Genomic DNA, 23,811 nt, shown 5'->3' with positions numbered 1-23,811 from the left:
TTTGAGATTGATATCAATTCCGGTGGCATTTGGAATGATTAAACCGCAGAGAACACAGAGAACACAGAGTCAGAGAATAGAGAGATGAATCATTTCTAGGCTATTATATTTGAGATTTGAGATTTGAGATTGATATCAATTCCGGTGGCATTTGGAATGATTAAACCGCAGAGAACACAGAGAACACAGAGTCAGAGAACAGAGAGATGAATAATTCCTAGGCTACCGAATTTGACATTAAAAATTGACTCCACAGATTCATCTGGGAGCGTAAACATTAATCTAAAATTTTTCACTTGTCAACAGTCAACAGTCAACAGTCAATCGATTTTAGATTTTAGATTTTAGATTTTAGAGGCGACCCCACGGATAAATGCGGGGGCTTGAGGATTTTAGATTTTAGATTTTGGATTGATTCCACGGATCAATCACGTGGCGGGTACCACCTTTGAAATTCGCTTGTCAACAGTCAACAGTCATTACTTGAAAATGTGTCATCGCACTATTGATTGGATTCCGGGCGTTTCTGGTGCTTGCTCTGGATAAACTGTTCCAAATCGGCGATCGCATCTTCAAAATCCGACAAATTAATTTTCGCAGGTCTAGTCTTCTTCGGCAAACTCGAAGACTGACTCGAAGGCTTAGCCGGAGGCGGTGGAGATTTAGGTTGTGCAGCTTGAGTGCTGTTAGATTCTATAGAATCGAACAATTCATCCAGGGACTCAAAAAATGATTGAGCCGAGGCCCGGCGTAAATCTTTCTGGTCGTCGTCATCCGTCATAAGCCACTCCATAGGGTCTAAAATTTGCCAACAAACTCTGTCCGCCCCGGCGCGTGCAGATATTAGACATGAAAACCGACTAAAACAAGCAGGAGGACAGAATTTAACCGGGCGATGGGAATGCCTGTGGCTGAACTTGCTGCCCCCTATAAAACCTGCTGCGGGCATTGTCAGCCTTCAAACTATATTTAACTCTACACCCGCCTACTGAGTGATTTGAGACTTGTGCAGACCCAGCTCAAAATCCTTGACCCTGAAAAAATCTCAGTTATGGCTCTTTCGTTGTCTAATTAACCCTAGTCTAGTCGAGAATAAGGAGACAGGACTTATGCAACTATTACCGCTGTTCAAGGGTTGCGATGGCAACGCGCCACCCCGAAAGGACCCAGAGACGGTGTTTTTTGCTTGAGTCCTAAGATTTCACAGGCATTAGGAGATTTTAAGGTGACTCAGGGATTTGATTACGATTTAGCAATTATCGGCGCTGGCGTGGGCGGACACGGCGCGGCCATACACGCGGTTAGCTGCGGGCTGAAAGTGGCAATTATCGAAGCAGGGGACATGGGCGGGACTTGCGTCAACCGCGGCTGCATTCCCTCTAAGGCGCTGTTGGCGGCTTCCGGGCGCGTGCGAGATTTGCGGAATGCCCACCACCTAAAGACTTTGGGTATTCAATTGGGCAGTGTGGATTTCGATCGCGGGGCGATCGCCAATCACGCTAATACTATTGTTAGCAAACTTCGCGGCGACTTGACCAACAGCCTCAAACGTTTGAATGTAGATGTCATCCAAGGTTGGGGCAAAATCGCCAGTGCTCAAAAAATTACCGTGGAAACCGATAAAGGCGAGAAAACTATTACCGCCAAGGATATTATTCTCGCTCCCGGTTCGATTCCCTTCGTCCCCCCAGGGATAGAAATTGATGGCAAAACTGTATTTACCAGCGACGATGCTGTCAGGTTGGAATCGCTGCCGAAGTGGATTGCAATTATTGGCAGCGGTTATATCGGTTTGGAGTTTTCGGATATTTACACGGCCCTGGGCTGCGAAATTACGATGATTGAAGCTCTAGACCAATTGATGCCGACTTTTGACCCGGATATTGCTAAGTTGGCAGAACGAGTGTTAATTGCACCCCGCGATATTGAAACAAAAGTTGGGTTGTTGGCTAAGAAGATTATTCCTGGTTCGCCGGTCATTATTGAATTAGCTGATTTCAAAACTAAGGAAGTTGTGGAAGTTTTGGAAGTTGATGCTTGTTTGGTAGCAACTGGTCGGGTTCCGGTGAGCAAGAATTTGGGGTTAGAAACTGTTGGCGTGGAAACGATGCGCGGTTATATCCCAGTTAACGATAAGATGCAGGTTTTGGCGGCGGGAGAACCGGTGAAAAATTTGTGGGCGATCGGCGATGTTAATGGCAAGATGATGTTAGCGCATTCTGCGTCTGCTCAGGGAATTGCTGCGGTGGAAAATATCTGCGGGCGGACTCGCGAAGTGGACTATTTGAGTATCCCTGCGGCGGCGTTTACTCACCCGGAAATTAGCTATGTGGGGATGACTGAACCTGCGGCCAAAGAGTTAGGAAAAACTGAAGGGTTTGAGGTCGGTTCTGTCAAGAGTTATTTTAAGGGAAATTCTAAGGCTATTGCGGAGGGTGAAACTGACGGTATGGCTAAGGTGATTTACCGGAAAGATACTGGGGAGTTGTTGGGAGTTCACATTTTCGGTTTGCACGCTGCGGATTTGATTCAGGAGGCGGCAAATGCGATCGCCCAGCGCGATTCTGTTAATACTTTAGCATTCCGAGTTCACACGCACCCGACGCTTTCGGAAGTGTTGGATGAGGCTTTTAAACGGGCGGCTGGAGCAGGTAGTCATTAATCTGTAGGGGCTGTGTCTCGATTAGTGTCAACTTAAGTCTAAACCCTTGAGAAAACTCGTTCGCATTCCAGTCTAGATCCCCCTAAATCCCCCTTAAGAAGGGGGACTTTGAAATCCATTTCACCCCTTTTTAAAAGGGGCTTGAATGCTCTTGTCCCCCCCTTGTTAAGGGGGGTTAGGGGGGATCAAAAGCCTATCGGAGCAACAAAAGACTGGTACTATGTTTGACCTGTTTGTTGACACCAATGTGCGATCGTGGCCGCCCGTTTTTGAGAATTGTGTTTAAATGGAACTGAATCAACGCAAAGAATTATTTAGCAAGGCTTATGTCCGTGCTGTGGCGGCAGTCGCCGGCTGTTCTGTAGATCAACCTGAGAATGATTATGATAGCGTGGATCTCTGTATCAAGGCGATCGGCAGCGATCCAATGCAACCGCACCGCCTGGAATTGCAGTTAAAATGTACTTCAAGAGATGTACTCGATGCTGAATCTGTGCGATATCCGCTCAATGTCAAAAATTACAACGACTTGAGAGTCACTGCCTTTATTCCCCGCCTGCTGGTTGTCGTTTTAGTACCGGAAAATATAGGGGAATGGATACAACAGTCAGAACAGGAAATGTTGCTTAGACATTGTGCCTATTGGGTATCGCTGCGGGGAATGCCTGAAACTAGAAATACAAATCGCATTACTGTTGAATTGCCCCGCAGGAATCACTTTACTCCACAGGCTCTTGAGTCAATTATGCAGCGTATTAGCAAAGGAGGTTTCCCATGAAAGTAACTGTACGGGATTTGGAAGTTTTCAAAAGTTTAGATGTGAATGTAATTATAGCATATTTACAAAAAAATGGCTGGCACGAACACAGCCGAATTTACGACAATAAAGGAGCGATTTGGGTCAAAAAAAATGATGCAGGAGATGTGTTTGATATCGGGCTACCTTTGACAAGGGAGTTTGCGGATTATCCAGCTCGGATGGGAGATGCTATCAAGACGCTGGAAGTGTCAGAAAATAGTTCTCAATTAGAGATTTTAAGCGATTTAATTACTTCGTTAGACAATACTGAGATTCAGGGATTTGTTGTGAAAGTCGATCGCGAAGATGGGACGGAAATCGCTAAGGTGGTGATGATGGGGTTTGTGGTGAACAAGCTGCGGAAAATCTATCTTGAGCTCACAGAAATTGATTGTAATTTAGCACTGAAAGCTTATCAGGAGAGAATTCCTGTCACTTGCACCGGTGATTTGCTCAAAGTAGGTGGATATTTTGCGATGAAAAATCTGCACGATTTTGCTTTGATGGCAGAGGAAGCTAAAATAGATGAAAGTACGCGCGGCGTAGCTATCCCGTAGGGAATTGCGCGTATTTAAGGCGGCGGTAGAGGGCAGATCGTAAAGCTATTCCCTCTTTGCGAATGTTCCTGAATAAAGGCTCGTTGTAATGTATTAATCGCTTTTCGTCCATAAACAGAAAGCTAATCACTTCATCATTTTGGAGCGACAAATCGGCTCGAATGTGGCTGGTTCTTTTAATTTCTTCGCCTGGGTTTACTTGCCCTTTGAGGACGACTAAAATATCAATGTCAGAGTCTGGGCGTGCATCGCATCTGGCTTGGGAACCGTAGAGTACCATTTTGGTGAGGCGATCGCCGTAGAGTTGCTCGAAGTGCGATCGAAGTTGACTCAGTATGTTCTTAAGTTTATCGCTAATGCTCATATTTGTAATCAATGATTTAAGGTCGATATATCCTCTGTGGTAAAATTGCTGTCTAGGAACAGGATTAAGCATAAACCAGGTGCGAGGTGATTTCAAGTCAAGATTGGACATTTCCAGAAGCAGCCAGCCAGAAAATACCCGAATCCTGGGGCGATGCACAGCCAAACAAAAAGAAACCAGGTTGGCGGTGGCGAGATCCTACAAATCAGGGAAATGGTGTAAGGATTGACAAAGGGGATGCAGATAGCAGTTTTCCTTCTCAGCAGGTAGACCACGTTATTATTAGAAAAGACGGTCAAGTTATCGGTAAAAATGGTCAACCCATTGCAGGTAGCATCAAAAATAATCCCACAGAAGCTCACATCCCTTTAGATGAATGGTTGGAATGGCAAACTTGGTACGCACCTTAATAAAGGAGAAAATTGTATGGTAAAGTATCCGAAAATGAGAGAAGAGTTATTAGAAACTCTCCGCAGTTTGGCAGATAGAGAATATCAACATAAAGTTTGGTTAAAGAACGATTATCCGGCAGGAATTGAGTGCGACAGTTTTGATGAAGCGGTTCATTTTCTTTACGACGATACAGTGTTGGCAGAAAACCCTGATGCGGCGATAGGAGTAATTATTGAAGATGAAAAAGAAGCCCGTTTGATCTCAGCAGTTTGTCAGGCTATAGACTTAGTTTTTGAGGCGTTGGGGACAGGAGTTCCTGATGAGGAGTATATTAAATCTTCTGAGTGGACAAGCGTAGTTGAGGCGGCATCGAGAGCGTTGCAGGCGATGAAATTAAATCGCAGGAAGCGGTTAAGGTTTAAGTTAAAGTGCGATTCCCGACGGGATAGCTACCCTTCACGCACTTTAGGCAGAATGGCTGCAAATCTGGCTAAATTTTGGCAACCACAAAAGGGGATTCGAGATCGACGAGCGACCAGTTTTCATCAATAATTTTGAGATTGGTATCTAAAATCAGAGTCAGTTCGCCAATTTCATCATCGCCATCATCGCTAACCAGGTTGTTTTCGCCAGCAGATAAATCGGCTTTGAGTAAAAATTTAAGTTTAATCCAGTGAGAAGTGGAATGGTTGTTGATGATATTCGTGCCGATCGATCGGCTGATTAACTCAGCATAGGTTGGATGAATGAAAGCTATTTCTTCATAAAACTTATTGCTATCCCAGTAACCGCGTATTTTGTAATTGCAGGACTCTAGATGTTTCTCGATCAGGTGATTCAGGGCTATCGGTGCTAATAGTTGAGCAAGTTCATCCCAAATTTGGTGATTGGTGACAGTTACTGCATTCATCAGATTCCATTGGGTTGTCTGCGATCGGGATTCTTTCATTATACCAATTATCCCACTCCGATTTTCTCCTACTGGCTATAGCTTCTCTTATGAATGGTTATCAAAGCGGTAAAAATCCCCTAGGCTGTTGGATAAACAGAATTACTGATACTCAAAAAAAGAGCGATCGCACTTCAACAATAGAAGGGCGATCGCTCTTTCAGCAGCTAAATCAATTTTCACTCGCCTTGGAGTAGGTGATAAGCACCTAAACCAATTGCTATACCTAATACTGCGGGAGCCGCAACAGCAGCAGCAATGGCAACGCTACCACCAACCGTAGCAGCAGCAATACCTCCGCCAACACCTCCAATTGTTGATGCAACTTGTCCTGCTATTCTTCCATTTTTTCGTGCTTCACGTTCGCGTTCAGTCAAAGCTTCATCATCTTCAAGTATCTTGCCAACTATGAAATCAGCAGCTAATCCACTGGCTATGCCACCCACACCTACAATACCAGCAGCCGCTTTACCCGCTACAGCAGGCGCTTGTTTCAGCCCTACATTGATGAGAACTTTAGAAATAGGGTCAGCAGATTTAATAGCAGCTTCAGTGGCGATTTTAGTTGCAAACTTGGTTCCTGCGCCAATAGCGCTTCCTTGAACTAAACCAGCAACTCCACCTTGAGCTTGTGCGACTTGTTCACTCTTATATTTTCCTGTTTTGCACCAATAAGCAAAATGCTCGCAATTATTGCTGAAAAGGTCATATCCTTTTTCTGCTAACCTGCCCTCTGCTCGTCTGACTACTGCATCATCTGAATAACATTTTCCATACTCTTTGACATTAATTTTGTTTCCTGATGCAAACTCATTCTTAGAAATACGACAAATTATTCCACCTTGACTTTTTCCAAAATGAATAACACTGTCGTCGCCACAGTCGATACCGTGATGAGTGTGTGGAAGCTGTTGAATATAAATATGATCGCCTTTTGCCATAGTTTGTAACCAGGTGAGGTTAAATAAGTATTTAATATCACAGATGACCTGGCTTAGTCAATACGGGAAAACACTTAGACGTTCTGCAACAAGTTAAAATAGTCGAAACAATCATTCAAGATTTATTTAACGGCAGCCTAGCGAAATTTTTGAGAAAATATGCAATTATCTCGATCGCAATTTTTGAAAGTTATGCAATCCTTGGGACGGCGTTCATTAATTGAAAAAATCCCGGAGGGCGATCGCACAGTTTTTACCCTTTGCCCGATACTAAAAGAGTATGTCAAAACTAACTATTCCCGCCCAAACATAGAAAAAGAAGCCCGATCGCCCTTATAATATCCTTAGTATTGGGAAGCCAAAAACCATGTCACTCACACAAACCCAAGTAACCTATACTGAAGCTCTGGCTAATCTGGATGAACTGTGCGAACAAGTCATCAACGATCGCGATGCCATCATCATCACCCGCAAAGACGGCGAAAACGTAGCCTTAATTGCCGCTGACGAGTTGGCAAGCTTATTGGAGACATTACACCTGCTGCGATCGCCCAAAAACGCCGATCGCTTGTTAAGTGCCCTGAAACACGCAAAAGCCAGAACAGTCAAACCTCAGACTGTCAGCGAATTATCTTGAACTTAGAAATGTGCGATCGACCTTTTGGTAAAATTTGGGAATGCGCGATCGACCTTTGTTTATTGAATTGGCTTTTCAGTCCTCTTTTAGAGGACTTTCGCTATGAGACGGGGGTTTTCAACCCCCGGCGGACTTGCGGGTTAGCGAAGGGATTTTGGCTGCCCAAAAGTGCCATTCCTACGGGATAGCTACGCACGCGCGTACTTTTTCCACATCATTCTCTAATATGGAATCCAATCTAACTTATCGATCCATTCTTCAGCTTCAGTAGTTTCCCAAATAAAATGAATTGTTTCTGCCCATCTGCCGATACTTCCACTTGGACGCACCCAAACTAATCCCCAACTTTGTCCCCCTGCGGCCCAATGTTCCTCCAAATGTCCGGGAATACTTTTGCGATTATCCGTCACTAATAGTCGTTTCGATGATTCCAAATAAATGAGAATCTCTGGATCTAAAGTTCCGAATGGCGGTGCATTTGCGTCGCCCACCCGTAAAATATCTATCTCCGGTTCCAGTTTTAAAACAGCACTTTTGAGCTTAGGAGGCAAATTTTCATCGAGTAAAAAACGAATTTTCACTTCAGGTTAAGTAACTCCTGTTCTCGCTGTGCTTTGATTGCTCTCAAACGCAATGCTAGAGGAGATGGATTAGCCAACCATTCCTGATAGCGTTCTTCCCGCCACTTCGCCAGCCGCAACATATAAGCATCCATCTGCCTCCGATTTTGCAGATAATAAGTTAGCGTCGCGTAAATTTTCTCTAAATTCAAACTTGGTAATTCTTCCAGAATTTGGTCTGGCGAATATCCATCCAAGTAATATTTAATTACATCGTCAATGCCGATCCGATGTCCTTTGATGCGGATGTCATCGGGGTCGAGAAATTCAAAATAGTCTTCTAATTGCATCGGTTTATCTCCGAATACTTAGTTGATCGCATTTTATCATAAATTGAAAAGGGCGATCGACCTTATATAATAGAAACTTGTTACGATCGCCCTTTATTCCCCTATCATGCTTCAAATCCGCCGTCGTCCCCCCAGCACATCCGTCTCCGTACTCTACCTCAGCTACCAAATCGCCGTACCCGACGCCGAACCCCAGCACATCCTCGAAGAAATCGTCTGGGAAAAAGAAGCTGAAGTGGCCCAAAAGCGCGATCGCACCCCATTAGCCGATCTTCACAAAAAACTCCCGTTTGCACCGCCCATCCGCGACTTTCTTGCCGCCCTTAAAAACGGCAAAACCACACCCGCTATCATCGCCGAAGTTAAAAAAGCTTCCCCCAGCAAAGGCGTAATTCGCGAAGATTTCGATCCAGTGGCGATCGCCCTAGCTTACCAACAAAACGGCGCTAGCTGCATCTCCGTACTCACAGATGAAAAGTTCTTTCAAGGCAGCTTCGACAACCTCGCTAAAATCCGTGCCGCCGTCGATTTACCCTTACTTTGCAAAGAGTTTATTATCTATCCCTACCAAATTTATCTTGCCCGGATTCACGGCGCAGATGCTGTATTGTTAATCGCAGCCATTCTATCTGACAAAGACTTACAATACTTTGTGAAAATTGTCAAGACGTTGGGCATGACAGCTTTAATAGAAGTTCACACTCTCGAAGAACTCGATCGAGTATTAACCCTAGAAGGCGTCAGCCTAATCGGCATCAACAACCGCCACCTAGCAGACTTTTCCGTCAGCCTAGAAACCACCGGTCAACTATTAGCCTCGCGCCAAACCGAAATCCAAGCAAAAGGCATCCTCACCGTCAGCGAGTCAGGAATCCACACTCCCGCCGACCTCGCTAAACTTGCCAGCGCCGGCGCCGAAGCCGTCCTCATCGGCGAATCTCTAGTCAAGCAGCCCGATCCAGGCGCAGCTTTAGCCTCCCTTGCCGATCGCCCTCCGAGCCTCTGAAAGGCGAGACCGCTTGACAAACCACCCTTAATTCTGATAAAAAATGATTAAGTAGGTAAATAATGAGAATTTCTAGCCTGCATCGACTCAAGCGCTACTGTAAAAAAGAAATAGCACTGAAAGCTATATTGCATAGAAATATTTTGCCAGAAAGCAATTAAATCTATTCTGTAAGCCTGTCGATCGCAAGATTTAGCGTGTCCAACGCACCCAGCCCCGAATATTCGATCGGCAAAGCAGGGTTTATTGGACGGTTAGAAAACAAATAAAAAATCGGGCATCTAATGTTCACCGTGATGCCTCATGCAATTGCAATGGGGTATCGGTTCGCTGAGGTATGTTAGCTTTCATGGAGCCAATCCCCCTTCCTTCGTACATTCATTATGAATTGCTACTTCAATTGTTAGAACGCAAAACGATGTTTGCTGTCAGTCCACAATCGCCGCAGCAGCAACAAGTTCACCAACTTATTATTACACTGCGTAAAGCCCTTGCCATTCAAAAGCAATTAGAACAAAGCTGCGAGCGATCGAACTTAGCGGTAGAACATCGCTGGGCTCTAAATGAAATTAACCACAAGGGAGTTAAAAGTTAAAAAAGTTAGAGTAGCGACGTGACGTATCGTATTTGATTTATTCTATATAACTCCCACAGGAAAAGTTAGGACAATATCATGGACAACAAATTAATGCTGATGATTCCCGGCCCGACGCCGGTACCTGAAGCGGCCTTGTTAGCGATGGCAAAACACCCGATGGGCCACCGCAGCAAGGAATTTGACGCGATTTTTGCAGAATGTACCGAAAACCTCAAATGGCTGCACCAAACAAAAAGTGACGTGCTGAGTTTAACGGTTTCTGGTACCGGGGCGATGGAAGCTGGGATCATTAATTTCTTGAGTGCGGGCGATCGAGTTTTAGTCGGCACCAACGGCAAATTTGGTGAACGTTGGGCTGAAGTCGCCGAAGCTTACGGTTTAAACGCCGAAATTATTAAAGCCGAGTGGGGCCAACCCTTAGACCCCGAACACTTCCGCGAAAAACTCGAAGCAGATACAGAGAAGCAAATCAAAGCTGTCATCATCACGCACTCGGAAACCTCCACCGGCGTCCTCAACGACCTCGAAACCATCAACCGCCACGTTAAAGCACACGGTGAAGCTTTAATTATGGTTGATGCTGTGACTAGCTTAGGCGCTGTCAATATTCCGATGGACGCTTGGGGCATCGATGTCATTGCTTCGGGTTCTCAGAAAGCTTACATGATTCCTCCAGGTTTGGGTTTTGTGGCCGTCAGTCCCAAAGCTTGGGAAGCTTACAAAACTGCAAAACTGCCCCGCTATTATTTGGATTTGGGCAAATATAGCAAAGACGCTGCCAAAAATACCACTCCTTTTACTCCCCCTGTCAATATGTTTTTTGCCCTGCAAGCATCGCTGCAGATGATGAAAACAGAAGGGTTGGAAAATGTTTTCGCGCGACACAAACGGTTGATGACAACTACTCGCGCTGCTGTAAAAGCTTTAGGTTTGCCGTTGTTTGCTGCTGACGATGCCGCCAGCCCTGCGATTACTTCGGTTATGCCGCCAGAATCCGTAGATGCTCAAAAAGTGCGGACTTTGATGAGAAAGAGATTTGACATTGCTCTCGCCGACGGACAAGACCATTTGAAAGGTAAAATCTTCCGAATCGGTCATTTGGGCTTTGTGTGCGATCGCGATATTCTAGCAGCAATTTCCTCTTTAGAAGTTGTGCTGAGCGAATTGGGTCATGAAGGCTACACTCCTGGTGCCGGCGTTGCCGCTGCTGCCAAATTCTTGGCTGAATCCTAATCTCAGTTGTTAAAGGATTTTAGATTTTGGATGATCTCTAAAATCTAAAATCCTTTTAATATGCTTCGGATAACCAATCAAAGATTTTATCCAACTGTTCGAGAGTGACTAAACCGTATTGCCACAGAACCATCGGCAAGGAATTCGGGTCTTGATCGCGCTGCCGCTGTTTGTCACCGCCACGTTCGGCGACAGCAATTGACGCGGGAGAAATTGCCAAATCTTCTTGTAAAAATCGAATTAATCTAGTGTATGTAGCGGGTGCCATGTGATTTCACCTCTAAGTATAGGACACCATTTTCTGATGTGAACCTGATGTTTTTGATGAGTAATAAGCCAGTTTTAAATTTGTCTTGTTACCGTCGATAGCTTTTAAAATGCTATTAGCGGTTGAACTGCCAAACGTAATGCTGAGTGCGAGCGCACAAGCTAACCTTTCCCAAAAAGTGAAAGGTTTTGCAATTTGGCTGATGTCTGCCCGATCGACTGGTAATCGCGATCGAACCTAAACTGAATACCTCGGCATCTCTGCAGCGCGAATCAGAATAAATTCTGCTACCTAAAACTACTAAACCAGGTTCAGAGTGTAACTTCATCTGCCGAAATGCAGAATCCGCAAAACTACTTCGGCAAAATTAGTTAGATATTTCGATCAAACCCGAAACTGCTACCACAAGTTAAGTTTGCCAATTACAGCCAATTAACTTGGCTCGTAGCATATTACTTTAGATAGGTCTAGTAGATTTAGCTCGATCGCCAGAACTTCCAGAGAATTTCTTTTCGTGTTGCTACACCTTGAGGCTGAGTATCGTCTCTCAGGATTGGTAACGAGTCGCTGACTCGTCTGATACCTGCGACCAACAATCTACAGCTTCCGGAAACAAGCTCAAGTCCTGACTGACTGAGATCGACATCGTAGCAAATCTTTCGGTGTTTGTACTGAATGTTACATTAATATCCTAATAGATTTTATCAATTTTTGTAAAGTTTCTAAATTTTCTTGGGTAGTCCGAAGGCAGAGGGCTCTCTGGGCGCTGGAAACCGGGGGATGGTGTCTTTTTGCAGATTTTACTGAAACAGTCCGAAGTTTTACTGGGAAAACTCGATTTCAATACGATCGCCCTTTTTGACACCGAGTTCAGCAGCTCGCCCGCCCCGGAGTTCAATAACTCGATCGACAGCAGTATTGGGCCCGTAGGTAGGACAAGGATCTTCAGTACAAGGAGGTGCAGAAACTTCGATCGCCTCAACCACCCCATCTCGCAGAAAAATCATATCCAGAGAAATCTTGCAATTTTTCATCCAAAAATTGACCCGCCGCGCCGGTTTAAACTCAAACAGCATTCCTCTGTCATCCGGCAAAGAAGTTCTGTACATTAAACCCATAGCCTGCTGTTCCGGTGTTTTCGCCACTTCGAGTTCGATTGGGCGATCGCCTATCCGAGCTCTAGCAGAAACAGGCAGCACTTGACCCGATGTTGTCGCCGTCGGAGACTGATTCGCCAAAATACCAGTAGCACCAGCATTCGCGATCGGTAAAGTCGGCGAACATCCCAGCAAAAATATACTTACTCCAATACCGAGCAAAGTAGCTAAATAATTCATATTGATTTTAGATTTTAGATTTTAGATTTTAGATTGGGAATTGTTGACTGTTGACTGTTGACTGTTAACTGTTAATTGTTGACTGCGTTGAGTGATGACGACGGACGACGAACAACTGTCAACGAACAACTGTCAACTGTCAACTGGCTACTTCAAGCTTCCCGCATCACATAGCCAACACCGCGCACCGTCTGAATCAAACGCTTTTCGCCCTCATCTTCAATCTTGAGGCGCAGATAGCGGATGTAAACCTCAATTACATTCGACTCGCCCAAAAAGTCGTAACCCCAAACATTTTCCAGAATTTGTTCCCGAGTCAAAACCTCGCGGGGATGTTCCATCAAATACTTTAGCAGCTCATATTCCTTCATCGTCAGGTCGATCGCCCGTCCATTTCGTAGGGCCCGCCTAGAGGCCAAATCCAAAACTAAATCGCCAAACCTCAATTGTTCGTTGCTGGTGTTATCCGGCTGCAAATACAAGCGCACCAACTGCAAAAACTCCTCAGTGCGGTAAGGTTTGAGAAAATAATCATCCGCCCCAGCTTCCAGACAAGCTACGCGATCGTCAACTGTATCACGACCGACAAGTAGCAGCACCGGCACCCGATTGCCAATACTTCTGAGGTAAGAACACAGTGACAGCCCCGACTCAGCGCCAAGTATCCGATCGATTACAATCAAAGCTGGCTGCAATTCACGGGCTAAATTTTGGCCTGTGGCGGTATTAGAAGCCACTACCGGTTCATAGCCGGAGGATTTTAAGTCGAGACTCAAGTGTCCGGCGAGAACTTCGTCTGTTTCAACTAGCAGGACACAGGGATTGCGATCGAGAGTAATTGCAGCCATTGAATTGACCTGTGAAGACCATAACTGTTCTAGCACGTTTGAGGGTTGTTGGCGGTTGACTGTTGGCGGTTGACAGTTGACAGTTGACAGTTGGCTGTTGTTTGTTGGCTGTTGACTGTTGTTATTTGTTATTTGTTGTTATTAGGCTTCTCCTAAAAAGCAGATTTTGAACAGGCAAGATGCCTGTTCCACGATAATTATGGGAGATGTCTATTCGTTATGGGTTATTTGCGAGTTGCTACCCATTACCAATTCCCAATTCTATAAGGCTCCATGCGTCATGCCCCATGCCCCATGCCCCATGCCCAATTCCCAATTCCCAATTTAAATTATGACGATCATCGTATTCGGCAGTATCAACATCGACCTAGCAGCAAAAACTCCCCGGTTGCCACAGCCAGGGGAAACTATCATCGGTAGCAATTTTTTCACGGCCGGCGGCGGCAAAGGAGCAAATCAAGCCGTCGCCGCCGCCCGTCTAAGCACTTCTACCCACATCATCGGCCGCGTCGGCAACGATAAATTTGCTGAAGAATTATTGACAAATTTACAATCTTATGGTTTAAGTACAGACAATGTATTAATAGACCAAAACACTCATTCAGGGGTGGCAATTATCGCCGTAGACGAGACAGGTCAAAATAATATTATTGTGATTCCGGGTGCGAATAACAATGTTGGTGAAGCAGATATAGAACGTCTCAAAAAACTTTTAACAGGAGCTACATCTTTGCTGTTACAGTTAGAAATTCCCCTGGAAGTTGTCCAAAAAGCTGCAAAAGCTGCTTGTCAAGCGGGGGTGCGAGTTATTCTCGATCCAGCACCGGCTAGGGCGGATTTGCCGATCGAACTTTATCCGCTAATTGACATTATCACGCCGAATGAAGTGGAAGCCAGCCAGTTAGCGGGTTTTCCGGTGAATGACACGGAAACAGCGATTGTAGCTGCCAAACACTTGCAGGAGCGTGGGGTCAAGAATGTTATTGTCAAATTGGGCGATCGCGGGGCTGTTGCTGTTACGGCGGATGAAACGTTTTTTGTACCGGCTTTTGCTGTGGAGGCGATCGACACTGTGGCGGCTGGCGATGCTTTTAACGGCGGCTTGGCCTCGGCATTAGATGCCGGTCTGTCCTTGTCAGAGGCGGTGCGGTGGGGCGCAGCAGCGGGCGCTCTGTGCACAACTAAAGTGGGTGCTCAAGTTGCTATGTGCGATAGGGCAACTTTTGATAAATTTTTGCATAATTTAACTTGAATTTGTCAGGTGCCGAAGGCGCACCCTACTTTAACTTGTAAAGCTAATTCGCCGCTGGTTTGCATCCTCTCTATCTGTCCAGTAGTTTAGGGCGAGATAAAGAAGATATTGCCTGTAGGGACACAACTGTCTTCATTGGTATCAACTTAACATTAAATCGATAGTCCGACAGTCCGACAGGGGTTGAAACCCCTGCCTCAAAGCTAAAGTCCTCTCAAGAGGACTGAGAAGAAAATATTTAAACTCATTATATCATGTCCGATCGATTAACCATAATATCCCGGTCGGGGCGGGTTTTTGAGATGGTCAATTATTGGCAGGTATTGTTGGTGAACCCGCCCCTACAACAATCGCGATCGCTCGATCGGACATGATATGAGAATAAAACTTTTTAAACTCATTAGTCCTCATAGCGAGGACTTTAGCTATTAGACAGGGAATTCATTCCCTGGCGGACTGCTTTAACTTTAACCATTCGGCCGCTGAATAATTGTTTCAACTACCCGTCGCTTGACTTTTGGATCGATACCAATCAGCCGCACGTATTCGCCACCGTGTTCCGCCAAACAAGTTTCTAAAGATGCAACCACATCTTTTTCTTGTTCAGTTTTAATCGTCGCGCAACTTTGCCAAGAACCAGTTTTAAATCGGCGATTATCTGCATATTCCATGCCAATTTTGCAGCCTCTTGCTAATAACTGCTTTACTTGTTCCAATACCTCAGAACTCAGCCGCGCCGCATGACCGTTACCCGCTTCAGAACTTGGCTCAACGTAAGCCTTATAATATTTGGAGGACGGGTCGTTTAATTCACTTTGCGTGGGCGCAGCCGCAGGGGCATTGGGGGTTCCTTGAACGTTGAACAGGCGCGATTGGTTGTATTCATCTACTAAGCGCATTTCCTGAATCCGCTTTTGTTGGCCCACCATCAAACTGCCCATTTCTAATAAATGAGCGAGGCTGAAATTCGGGTTATGGAAATCTGGCGCTGCTTCCAAAGTGTTTACCAAACGCTTGGAAACTCGCTCGATTCCTACTTTGTGAATGAATTCGCGGATTTGTTCGTCATAAATGCGCGATCGCAAAGCACTAAAAAAGTCGATCGCCTGATCTGCAAAATTATCGACTAACGCCACAATATCGGTTTTTGACAATTTGTCAGACTCAAAAATTCCCCCAACAATGCCAATTTTATCATCCCGGCTGGGTTCCCAATAAAACTTTTCCATCCGCCCGTCGCGAATCAGCGGCGCGTACAGCGTAGAAAAATCATTTCCGGTGACAATAATCGGCACTCGGTGCAGCGGCGTACTGTCATAACTTCCCGGTAACTGCACGTTAGTTGGATTGTCAGCAATATTCATCAGAGTGGCATTGACCATCTGAGTATTGACAGTATATTGAGTAGTAGTATCGAACCTGCCAGCACCAGCATCCAAATCGTTAATAAAGATGGCGCACATCTCACCCCGCACCCGAATTTGCTCCGCAGCTTCCCGGTAGCGCAAGCGAATTAAACGCGCCGGATCTCCTGCATCCGGGCTTTCTAATTCCCCACCAGATATCATCACCGGTTCAAAGCCCATCCGCCGAAAAACCAGTTCGGTTTGAAAAGTTTTGCCTTCTCCTTTGCGGCCGTGAATTCCCAAAATTAGAGGAACTCTTACCCCGGGCAAATTTAAAAAGTTCTTAGTGACGTGCACCGCAACTTTATCGAGAAAGTTAGGAGAAATGTAATAACTCATCAGTAGATTTGTGAGGGATTAATTGTTGTTACTGTTATGATTTTATGACAAAACTAACAGCCTGCACCGCTAACCTGGATTTTTACCGTACAATCGAGGTCTGTATATTATGTGTTAAGGAGCGATTCGTGAGTCCAGAAACCTTACTAAAAGAACCAACCGTGCAAGCCGAAGCCAGTCCCTTCAGTTCTGAGAGCTTCGACAGCTATGTAATGACCACTTACGGGCGTTTTGCGATCGCCCTAGAACGGGGCCTCGGCTGCCGCGTTTGGGATACCGAGGGCCGCGAATATCTCGATTTTGTCGCGGGTATTGCTACCTGCACTCTGGGACACGCCCACCCGGCAATGATTGCAGCGGTAACTAAGCAAATTCAGACCCTGCACCATGTTTCTAACCTTTATTATATCCCCGTACAGGGCGAGCTGGCGAAGTGGCTTGTAGACCATTCTTGCGCGGACAGAGCCTTCTTTTGCAACTCCGGCGCCGAAGCTAATGAAGCGGCAATTAAACTCGCCCGCAAGTACGCCCACGAAAAATTAAATATCTCGAATCCGACAATCATTACCGCCGTTGCGAGTTTCCACGGGCGGACTTTGGCGACAATTACGGCCACGGGACAGCCTAAATACCAGAAGGGTTTTAGCCCGTTGGTTCCCGGATTTCACTATGTGCCCTATAACGATATTAGTGCGATCGAAAGTGCGATCGAGGAACTCGACAAAGACGAACGCCAAGTAGCTGCAATTATGCTGGAAGCGCTGCAAGGCGAAGGCGGAGTTCGCCCCGGAGATATCGCCTACTTCCAGCGCATTCGGGAAATTTGCGACGAAAAAGGCATTTTGCTGATTCTCGACGAAGTGCAAGTCGGGATGGGACGCAGCGGCAAATACTGGGGCTACGAAAACCTCGGCATTGAACCGGATATCTTTACGTCTGCCAAAGGATTGGGCGGCGGTATCCCGATCGGCGCTATGCTGTGCAAATCTTCCTGCGATGTATTTGAACCGGGAAGTCACGCCAGCACTTTCGGCGGCAATCCTTTTGCTTGCGCTGTAGCTTTGTGCGTTTGCCAAACTTTAGAAGGGGAAAACCTTCTAGAAAACGTGCAGCAGCGCGGGGAACAGTTGAAAGCAGGGCTCAACAAGTTGGCGGCCGAATATCCGCATTTAATTGCCGAAGTGCGCGGCTGGGGTTTGATTGTCGGGATGGAATTGCAAGCTGACATCGAACTTACATCCGCTGATATCGTCAAATCTGCCATCGCCGCGGGAGTTTTGTTGGTTCCCGCAGGGCCGAAAGTGCTGAGGTTTGTCCCGCCGCTGATTGTCACTTCCGCTGAAGTCGATCGAGCTCTGCAGGCAGTGGAGTCAGCGTTGCGCTCTCAAGCGGTACAGTAAAATTTACTGAGTTGATTTTTGTTAGCTGTAGTGCTGAAGCTGGCGCAATATCCTAGATAACTCACTTAGGATCGTCAATTAAATAATTTCCCTTTTTTCTTGTGGGATGGGCGTCCAGCCCGCCCAGAAAGGACGGGCGGGACGCCCATCCCACAACAAACAGGAAAAGTGGATTTTATTTAATTCTCATTCCTTATATCATGTCCGATCGATTGACCATAATATCCCGGCCGGGCGGGTTTTTGAGATTGTCAATTATTGGCAGATATTGTTGGTGAACCCGCCCCTACCTGATGAATGGTAATCGACCGGATAGGATTTTACTCCCGGACACACTCTTCCTCAGAAACCGGGTTTCTTTCGAGATTTCTCGTTACTAAACCGAATATTTTCCCAGAAACCGGGTTTCTTAGCGTAAGTCCGATCGGGGTAAAAGTAAACCCGTCCCGCTGCAAGTCTGTCGGGGCGGGTTTGTCAATTTTAGAAATGCCTGTGAAACCCGCCCCCACAGGGTGACGGCGCCTTTAACCGGGATTTTACTCAAGAGCCACGCGCAAAATAATACTATTAGCGATCGTAGGTGCTAGTTTCGCTATCTGCGTATCTGTTGGGACTGGTGAATCCTGGTTTAACTATTTCGCGCCCTTCCCACTAAACCGAGTACCGTTATAGTGGGAAGGGCAGGTGAGGACGATTGCATCCTCAAGTATTTTTGCGTATCGCTTTCAAGAGAGAAAATATGTAATCTTCGTCACAAAATTTTTTCGTAATGCTTTGTTCATCAACTGTATATTGTGAGAGAATAGAAGAACCAAGGAGGTGATGTTGATTGCTACACAAGGCTATCCAAGTTCGTTTGTATCCTACCCAAAATCAACAAATACAAGTAGCTTCAACTTTTGGATGGGCGCGTTGGTGGTCTAATTATGGTCTAAATAAATCAATTGAAGTTGATAAAAAAACTCCTAAAGGACTTGGCTGCTTCGGGTTCAACACACTTTTACTGGTGTTCAAAAAATCCGATGGAAGTGTAGGGATAGGTAAGTATTACAGCCAATTTTGGCAAGCTAGTACGCTTAACTTAACGACTGCATACAAAAACTTTCTTGATGAATTGGCTGGGTTTGATAAGCTCCCATCTCAAGAGAAAAAACAGTCATTTCAGTATCCTCAAAACGTGACAATTGTAGCTGGCACTAGGAGTTGCCTGTATAAGGGAATAAATAAGCCCAAAATAAATAGATATAGATTAAGTGAGGGTAAAATTCATAATTCAATTATTAGTAAAAAATATTCAGGGAAATATAGCAATCCAAAATCAGTTGTAAAAATATGTAGGGGTAGTGCTACCCCTACTCCCCGTGCCTACCCCAGCCAAGGCGGGGCAACCGGGCGTGGGTTTTGCCCCTACAAGAATTACACAAATCATTTAGGATTGCTATATCTGGCATCTATACTGACTGAAATTAAAGCTGAAAACCAGACAAGAAAAAAAGGTAGGATTGCGGGCATTGATTTAGGATTGAAATACTTTGCTATTGTCCCCGATGATGAAAAAAAATCTAAATATGACTTTAATGCTAAGCATTTTGCCAAGCACGGGAAGAACTTGAAGCGCCAGCAGAAAAGAAGTAATTCTGAATATAAATATAGAAAAGCTGTGACCAAGGTATGCGAACGGTTTAGGAATTTGTGGCAAGACTTTCTTCTACATAAACTTAGTTATAAGTGGGTCAGCGATCGCCTCGCGGTCATAGTAGAAAAATTTCATTTCTGGGACATGATTCGCAATTCCAATTGGGCGAAAGCAATATCAGATCAGGTTTCGGAAAGTTTTACCAACTTCTTAGCCTACAAGTGGGAACGCAAAAGCGGAAACTTAGTCGAGATTGATAGAGGGGTTTCCAGTTCCAAACTTTGTTCTAATTGTTTCGATCAAATGACCGAGATGCCATTAGATATGAGGGAAGGGACTTATCCTCACTGTGCTACCGATCGCGATCGGGAGGGGAACGCAGCGATAAAGATGAAAGCAGAAGGTATCAAAATACTAAAGGCGGAAGGTTCAGCCGTTTCTGCTTTAGGATGCGAGGTAAGACCAAAGCTGGGACGAAAGTCTCCGCTTTGGCACTCGCCTATGAGTACAGAAGCCCCTACTATATTCGGTACTACGATTTAGGGGTGGGTAGTTCACTTGGTTGCAGGGAAGCAGCGCTCCTATGGTTAATAGTTTGGCGGAATGCACGATGGACGAACAGCGTCGCAAAACTGATGTTAATATGCTCCAAGCGCTGCTGGAAAATCCTGGAGACTCAGGAATAGATTTGATTTTGAGGACGAACCCAAAGTCGATCGACTTTGGGCTCCTGCAAACGCTTTATTTGGAAGAAGTGGCACTGACGCGAGAAAGCTTGCTGAAAGCTGCAAAATTTTTCCAAAAGGCGATCGCACCCTTAGAATCTGCAAAGGGCAATTCTAAATTGCCCGCAACCGGGGCAGCATATCTGGCTTTTTTAGCAGAAGTATTGCAGGCAGTGGCGCGCGGCGCTGATTCGCAGCACCTGTACTCGCTGCTGAGAAACAATTTAGATAAACTCGACCAGAATTTTGCACAACTGCTGCGCTGCTGGGCAAATTTGGTGTTTTCTGCTGCCAAAGAATCCGAGAGAAGGCGGATTGCAGCGTTAATCGGCAATCTGAGCAACAAAATTGGGCGGTTTCCCCTCGGCAGCAAGGCTAATAACTTGGAAATCGAAATTGCCGGTTACGAAACAGTTGCTAAGGTTTTTACCCGCAAAGACTTTCCCCAAGAATGGGCGGTGATGCAAAACAATCTGGGCAACGCTTACACCGATCGCCCCAGAGGTGATAAGGCTCAAAATATCGAACAGGCCATCGCTTGCTTTGAAAATGCCCTACAAGTACGCACGCCCGAACAGTACCCGGAACAGTGGGCGACGCTGCAAAATAATCTGGGCAACGCTTACAGCGAGCGTCTCAGGGGAGATCCGGCAGACAATCTAGAACACGCGATCGCCTGCTTTGAAAACGCGCTGCGAGTTCGCAGCCGCGAGGCTTTCGGGCAAGAGTGGGCGAGCACTCAAAACAATCTCGGCCGTGCTTACAGTCGCCGACTGCGGGGCAACCGAGCCCAAAATCTGGAACTGGCAGTCGCTTGCTACCACAATGCTTTGCAAGTCTACAACCGCAAGGTGTTTCCCCGGCGTTGGGCAACAACTCAAAATAATTTGGCAAATGCTTACTGTGAGTTGCTGCAGGGCAACCGAGCTGAAAATCTCGAATACGCGGTTACGTGCTATCAGAGAGCTTTGCAGGTGCGGACTCGGGAAGCTTTTCCGCAGCAGTGGGCGACCACTCAAAGGAATTTGGGTCGGGTGTTTGTCGATCGCATCAAAGGCGATCCGGTGGAAAATTTGGAAATGGCGATCGCCTGTTATCAAAATGCTTTACAAGTCTACACCCGCATCAAATTTCCAGAAGTCTGGGCTTCGATCCAAACTTACCTCGGTAGGATCTACAGTCGGCGGGTGAAAGGGGAAAAAGCCGAAAATATGGAAATGGCGATCGCCTGCTATCAAAATGCTTTGCTGTTTTGCAACCGCCAAAAAACTCCAGAACGCTGGGCAATGCTGTGTGCCTACCTCGGCCGCGCTTTCTGCGAACACCTGAAAGGGGAAAAAAACCGCAACCTCAAAAGCGCGATCGCCTGCTATCAAAATGCGGGCGAAGTCTACACCAGGCAGGCATATCCCAACCGCTGGGCAATGCTGCAAATTTATCTCGGTAGGGCTTATTCGCAACTGACGGAGGCGGAAAACTTGTCGCACATGGAAAGCGCGATCGGCTGCTATCACAGTGCCTGTCAAGTCTACACTCGCGAAACCTATCCTCACCGCTGGGCTGAAATTTTATTTTATTTGGGTCAAGCTTACCGAGTTCGAGGCGACTTGCTTCGCGCTTACGGGGTTTTTACCGCTGCTGTCGATACTGTGGAATTCTTGCGTTGCGAAGTTGGGGTTGATACAGTTGATTTTGGCGATTCCCTACGGGATAGCTACGCTTCACGGACGAGTACCCCAAAAGTCAAATTAACCCGCACCTGGGCTGGACTCTATAAATGCCTGGTGCAAGTTTGCCTGGAACTCGGCGCCACCCAACCTGAATATTACGCTAAGGCTCTGGAATACGCCGAACGCCACAAAAATCGGAATTTGGTAGAACTGCTGGTTAAATGCCACTTGACTCCGAAAGCCGAAATTCCCGCAGCGGTGCGAAGCGAGTTGGAGTCGCTGCAACTGGAAATAGCGGGGGAACAGCGGCACCAAGAAGAGGGAGAACCTGAGCCGAACACGACCTTGATTTCTGAGGGCGATAGCCAAGGTTTGAACAGCGGTTCTCTGCTGTCGAATTCGGACTTCATGCACTTAAATCAATTGTGGAAGCAGTTTGATAGGTTGATTGCGCGGGAGGTGCAGGCAAACGATCCTTTCTTCAGCCTAGCTCACAAAGTTGAACCGATCGCTTTCGAGCAAATTCGCCAATTGTTGCCTGATGACAATTGCGCTGCTGTGGTGTGGGCGAGTTTGGGAGAGTTGCTGGTTGCTTTTGTGGTGGTAAAGAGTGCACAATATCCCGCCGTTCACGTGTGTTCGCCGGAAAATGCTTTGGCTGCCGAAAGTTGGGGCCAGGAGTACCTCACCGCTTATTCTGAACAAAAAGGTCGCTGGATCAATCATCTCCCGACTCGCCTCAAACGCTTGGCTACGATGCTGGAAGTCGATCGAGTGGTGGCGCTGATTCCCGATAATTGCGATCGGCTGATTTTTGTGCCGCACCGATTTTTGCACGCTTTGCCACTCCACGCTTTGCCTTTGGCGGGGAGAGACGGGTTTGATGACGGTGGGGGAATTTTTAGGTCTGGGTGGAGCGATCGCAGCGGTTTTGATGTGGAAACCTACAGCCTTTCGGATTTTTCTCAAAGTTCGTCTTTTGGCGACGTTGCAGCGCCTGCTGCTTATTTGATCGATCGATTTGCCGGAGGAATTCGCTATGCTCCTAGCTGTCAGCTATTGCTGTTGAGACAAAGTGCACACGGAGCGGCTATTGGTCGGTACAAACCCGGTTTGCAGCAGCTTTTGGCAATTCCCACTTTCACCAGAGATGCGTTCTACAGCAACATTGAAATCGGCACTATTTCCCAGTATTTTGCCAGTACAGAAGTTGTGCGCCATAAGCCGGCAATTAAAGAGGCTTTTTCCCAAGAAATGTCTGCTAATAATGGGAATTTGCCCCAGCAAATAGGGCAGTTGCCGCATAAAAAATGCGCTCATTTTGCTTGTTTGAGTTTGCTTAATTTGGCTTGGCCACTGAAATCCGCAGTGTTTTTGAGGAATGATTCTCTGAGTTTGGAGGAAATTTTTAATCTCGATTTTCGGCAATATTTTTTAGTTACTTTATCGGGTTGCGAAATTGCCGCTGGCGGAGTTAGCGGTGCTGGAGGAGATTTTGTGGGTTTGTCGGCGGGTTTGTTGTATGCTGGCACGTCTAGTGTGGTTAGCAGTCTTTGGAAGGTGAATGATGTTTCTACGCTGCTGCTGACGAGCAAGTTTTATGAAAATCTGGGACGGTTTTCTCGGTTGCAGGTGGGAGATGTGGCGATCGCCCTGGGGGATGCTCAAAGGTGGCTGCGGGATTTGACTAGCGAGGAATTGGAGGTGTTGCTGGCGGATTTTCAACCTCAAATTTCGCAAATGTTCGATCGGCTTTCTCAAAGTTCTCGCCTGATTGCGGAGGCTTCTTTGCAGCAAATCCGCAACCGCAAACCCTATCCTTTTGCTAACCCTTATTATTGGGCGGCTTTTACTGCGGCTGGGGTTTAGTCAGTAGTCAGT

Annotated in this window: 27 protein-coding genes; 16 read left to right on the top strand and 11 right to left on the bottom strand. The window is 46.2% G+C overall.

Annotated elements, in window-relative coordinates; genetic code table 11:
• Nucleotides 1–502 precede the first annotated feature (502 nt).
• Entirely contained in the window at nt 503–793 is a 291-nt protein-coding gene (locus tag QUA16_RS07130) for a hypothetical protein (RefSeq protein ID WP_333102449.1), read from the bottom strand.
• Nucleotides 794–1,225: 432 nt separating this feature from the next.
• Here QUA16_RS07130 and lpdA point away from each other — a divergent pair, with 432 nt between their 5' ends.
• From lpdA to QUA16_RS07115, 3 genes are all read left to right on the top strand, one after another.
• Nucleotides 1,226–2,662 carry a dihydrolipoyl dehydrogenase gene (lpdA, locus tag QUA16_RS07125; protein WP_333102450.1) on the top strand — a complete coding sequence of 479 codons (1,437 nt, stop codon included), beginning with the start codon at nt 1,226–1,228 and terminating at the stop codon, nt 2,660–2,662.
• Between the two features lie 286 nt (nt 2,663–2,948).
• Nucleotides 2,949–3,440 (top strand): DUF4365 domain-containing protein, encoded by a 492-nt coding sequence (locus tag QUA16_RS07120; RefSeq protein ID WP_333102452.1) that lies wholly within the window; start codon nt 2,949–2,951, stop codon nt 3,438–3,440.
• Nucleotides 3,437–4,018: a hypothetical protein gene (locus QUA16_RS07115; RefSeq protein WP_333102455.1), complete on the top strand. Its 582-nt coding sequence runs from the start codon at nt 3,437–3,439 to the stop codon at nt 4,016–4,018. Before QUA16_RS07120 ends, QUA16_RS07115 begins: the two co-directional genes overlap by 4 nt.
• Here the strand turns inward: QUA16_RS07115 and QUA16_RS07110 are convergent.
• Nucleotides 4,008–4,382 (bottom strand): nucleotidyltransferase domain-containing protein, encoded by a 375-nt coding sequence (locus tag QUA16_RS07110; RefSeq protein WP_333102456.1) that lies wholly within the window; start codon nt 4,380–4,382, stop codon nt 4,008–4,010. The genes QUA16_RS07115 and QUA16_RS07110 overlap by 11 nt on opposite strands.
• Before the next feature lie 86 nt (nt 4,383–4,468).
• On the opposite strand from QUA16_RS07110, the gene QUA16_RS07105 reads away from it, so the two are divergent.
• Together QUA16_RS07105 and QUA16_RS07100 are read left to right on the top strand one after the other, a co-directional pair.
• Entirely contained in the window at nt 4,469–4,792 is a 324-nt protein-coding gene (locus tag QUA16_RS07105; protein WP_333102457.1) for a hypothetical protein, read from the top strand.
• A 16-nt stretch (nt 4,793–4,808) separates the two neighbouring features.
• Nucleotides 4,809–5,327: an SCO4402 family protein gene (locus tag QUA16_RS07100; RefSeq protein ID WP_333102458.1), complete on the top strand. Its 519-nt coding sequence runs from the start codon at nt 4,809–4,811 to the stop codon at nt 5,325–5,327.
• Here the strand turns inward: QUA16_RS07100 and QUA16_RS07095 are convergent.
• Nucleotides 5,266–5,685: a hypothetical protein gene (locus QUA16_RS07095; RefSeq protein ID WP_333181066.1), complete on the bottom strand. Its 420-nt coding sequence runs from the start codon at nt 5,683–5,685 to the stop codon at nt 5,266–5,268. The two genes, QUA16_RS07100 and QUA16_RS07095, sit on opposite strands and share 62 nt — an antisense overlap.
• A gap of 89 nt (nt 5,686–5,774) precedes the next feature.
• Between QUA16_RS07095 and QUA16_RS07090 the strand changes: the two genes are divergently transcribed.
• Entirely contained in the window at nt 5,775–5,921 is a 147-nt protein-coding gene (locus tag QUA16_RS07090; protein ID WP_333102460.1) for a hypothetical protein, read from the top strand.
• On the opposite strand, the gene QUA16_RS07085 is transcribed toward QUA16_RS07090, so the two are convergent.
• Complete coding sequence (locus QUA16_RS07085) at nt 5,904–6,665, bottom strand: lecithin retinol acyltransferase family protein (RefSeq protein ID WP_333102461.1); 762 nt, start codon at nt 6,663–6,665, stop codon at nt 5,904–5,906. The genes QUA16_RS07090 and QUA16_RS07085 overlap by 18 nt on opposite strands.
• A gap of 159 nt (nt 6,666–6,824) precedes the next feature.
• Here QUA16_RS07085 and QUA16_RS07080 point away from each other — a divergent pair, with 159 nt between their 5' ends.
• Genes QUA16_RS07080 through QUA16_RS07070 form a run of 3 tightly spaced genes read left to right on the top strand, consistent with a single transcriptional unit; the run spans nt 6,825 to nt 7,490 of the window.
• Entirely contained in the window at nt 6,825–7,004 is a 180-nt protein-coding gene (locus QUA16_RS07080; protein ID WP_333102462.1) for a hypothetical protein, read from the top strand.
• A 28-nt stretch (nt 7,005–7,032) separates the two neighbouring features.
• Nucleotides 7,033–7,302, top strand: coding sequence for a type II toxin-antitoxin system Phd/YefM family antitoxin (locus QUA16_RS07075; protein ID WP_333102463.1), 270 nt, complete (start codon nt 7,033–7,035; stop codon nt 7,300–7,302).
• A complete protein-coding gene (locus tag QUA16_RS07070) occupies nt 7,299–7,490 on the top strand; it encodes a hypothetical protein (RefSeq protein ID WP_333102464.1) in 192 nt (63 codons plus the stop codon). Before QUA16_RS07075 ends, QUA16_RS07070 begins: the two co-directional genes overlap by 4 nt.
• A gap of 33 nt (nt 7,491–7,523) precedes the next feature.
• Here the strand turns inward: QUA16_RS07070 and QUA16_RS07065 are convergent, their stop codons facing one another.
• On the bottom strand, nt 7,524–7,883 hold the full coding sequence (locus QUA16_RS07065; RefSeq protein ID WP_333102465.1) for a DUF5615 family PIN-like protein: 360 nt from the start codon (nt 7,881–7,883) through the stop codon (nt 7,524–7,526).
• A complete protein-coding gene (locus tag QUA16_RS07060) occupies nt 7,880–8,212 on the bottom strand; it encodes a DUF433 domain-containing protein (RefSeq protein ID WP_333055073.1) in 333 nt (110 codons plus the stop codon). The genes QUA16_RS07065 and QUA16_RS07060 overlap by 4 nt, the downstream gene beginning before the upstream one ends.
• 106 nt (nt 8,213–8,318) lie before the next feature.
• Here QUA16_RS07060 and trpC point away from each other — a divergent pair, with 106 nt between their 5' ends.
• From trpC to QUA16_RS07045, 3 genes are all read left to right on the top strand, one after another.
• Complete coding sequence (trpC, locus tag QUA16_RS07055) at nt 8,319–9,218, top strand: indole-3-glycerol phosphate synthase TrpC (protein ID WP_333102466.1); 900 nt, start codon at nt 8,319–8,321, stop codon at nt 9,216–9,218.
• 349 nt (nt 9,219–9,567) lie between these two features.
• Nucleotides 9,568–9,813 (top strand): DUF5340 domain-containing protein, encoded by a 246-nt coding sequence (locus QUA16_RS07050; protein WP_333055069.1) that lies wholly within the window; start codon nt 9,568–9,570, stop codon nt 9,811–9,813.
• A gap of 78 nt (nt 9,814–9,891) precedes the next feature.
• Nucleotides 9,892–11,049: an alanine--glyoxylate aminotransferase family protein gene (locus QUA16_RS07045; protein WP_333102467.1), complete on the top strand. Its 1,158-nt coding sequence runs from the start codon at nt 9,892–9,894 to the stop codon at nt 11,047–11,049.
• Between the two features lie 55 nt (nt 11,050–11,104).
• Here QUA16_RS07045 and QUA16_RS07040 read toward each other — a convergent pair whose 3' ends face one another.
• The 4 genes from QUA16_RS07040 to nblR form a co-directional block, all read right to left on the bottom strand.
• Nucleotides 11,105–11,317: a DUF2949 domain-containing protein gene (locus QUA16_RS07040; RefSeq protein WP_333102468.1), complete on the bottom strand. Its 213-nt coding sequence runs from the start codon at nt 11,315–11,317 to the stop codon at nt 11,105–11,107.
• A gap of 115 nt (nt 11,318–11,432) precedes the next feature.
• The gene (locus QUA16_RS07035; protein WP_333102469.1) at nt 11,433–11,645 is read right to left on the bottom strand and encodes a hypothetical protein; all 213 of its coding nucleotides are present in this window, start codon (nt 11,643–11,645) and stop codon (nt 11,433–11,435) included.
• 493 nt (nt 11,646–12,138) lie between these two features.
• A complete protein-coding gene (locus QUA16_RS07030) occupies nt 12,139–12,654 on the bottom strand; it encodes a DUF192 domain-containing protein (protein WP_333102470.1) in 516 nt (171 codons plus the stop codon).
• 152 nt (nt 12,655–12,806) lie between these two features.
• Nucleotides 12,807–13,502, bottom strand: a complete 696-nt coding sequence (gene nblR / locus QUA16_RS07025; RefSeq protein ID WP_333102471.1) for a response regulator transcription factor NblR — start codon at nt 13,500–13,502, stop codon at nt 12,807–12,809.
• A 331-nt stretch (nt 13,503–13,833) separates the two neighbouring features.
• Between nblR and rbsK the strand changes: the two genes are divergently transcribed.
• Complete coding sequence (rbsK, locus tag QUA16_RS07020; protein WP_333102472.1) at nt 13,834–14,754, top strand: ribokinase; 921 nt, start codon at nt 13,834–13,836, stop codon at nt 14,752–14,754.
• A 467-nt stretch (nt 14,755–15,221) separates the two neighbouring features.
• Here rbsK and QUA16_RS07015 read toward each other — a convergent pair whose 3' ends face one another.
• A complete protein-coding gene (locus QUA16_RS07015) occupies nt 15,222–16,499 on the bottom strand; it encodes a ribulose bisphosphate carboxylase small subunit (RefSeq protein WP_333102473.1) in 1,278 nt (425 codons plus the stop codon).
• A gap of 128 nt (nt 16,500–16,627) precedes the next feature.
• On the opposite strand from QUA16_RS07015, the gene QUA16_RS07010 reads away from it, so the two are divergent.
• The 3 genes from QUA16_RS07010 (at nt 16,628) to QUA16_RS07000 (ending at nt 23,799) form a co-directional block, all read left to right on the top strand.
• Complete coding sequence (locus tag QUA16_RS07010) at nt 16,628–17,899, top strand: aspartate aminotransferase family protein (protein WP_333102474.1); 1,272 nt, start codon at nt 16,628–16,630, stop codon at nt 17,897–17,899.
• Between the two features lie 829 nt (nt 17,900–18,728).
• Entirely contained in the window at nt 18,729–20,078 is a 1,350-nt protein-coding gene (locus QUA16_RS07005) for a transposase (RefSeq protein ID WP_333102475.1), read from the top strand.
• A 40-nt stretch (nt 20,079–20,118) separates the two neighbouring features.
• Nucleotides 20,119–23,799, top strand: a complete 3,681-nt coding sequence (locus tag QUA16_RS07000) for a CHAT domain-containing tetratricopeptide repeat protein (RefSeq protein ID WP_333102476.1) — start codon at nt 20,119–20,121, stop codon at nt 23,797–23,799.
• The last annotated feature ends 12 nt before the right edge of the window (nt 23,800–23,811 follow it).

This window comes from Microcoleus sp. S13_C3 (assembly GCF_036700905.1).
Taxonomy (GTDB): Bacteria; Cyanobacteriota; Cyanobacteriia; order Cyanobacteriales; family Microcoleaceae; genus Microcoleus.
The sequence above is the reverse complement of the archived record's forward strand: the minus strand, read 5'-3'. Positions and strand labels throughout refer to the sequence as shown.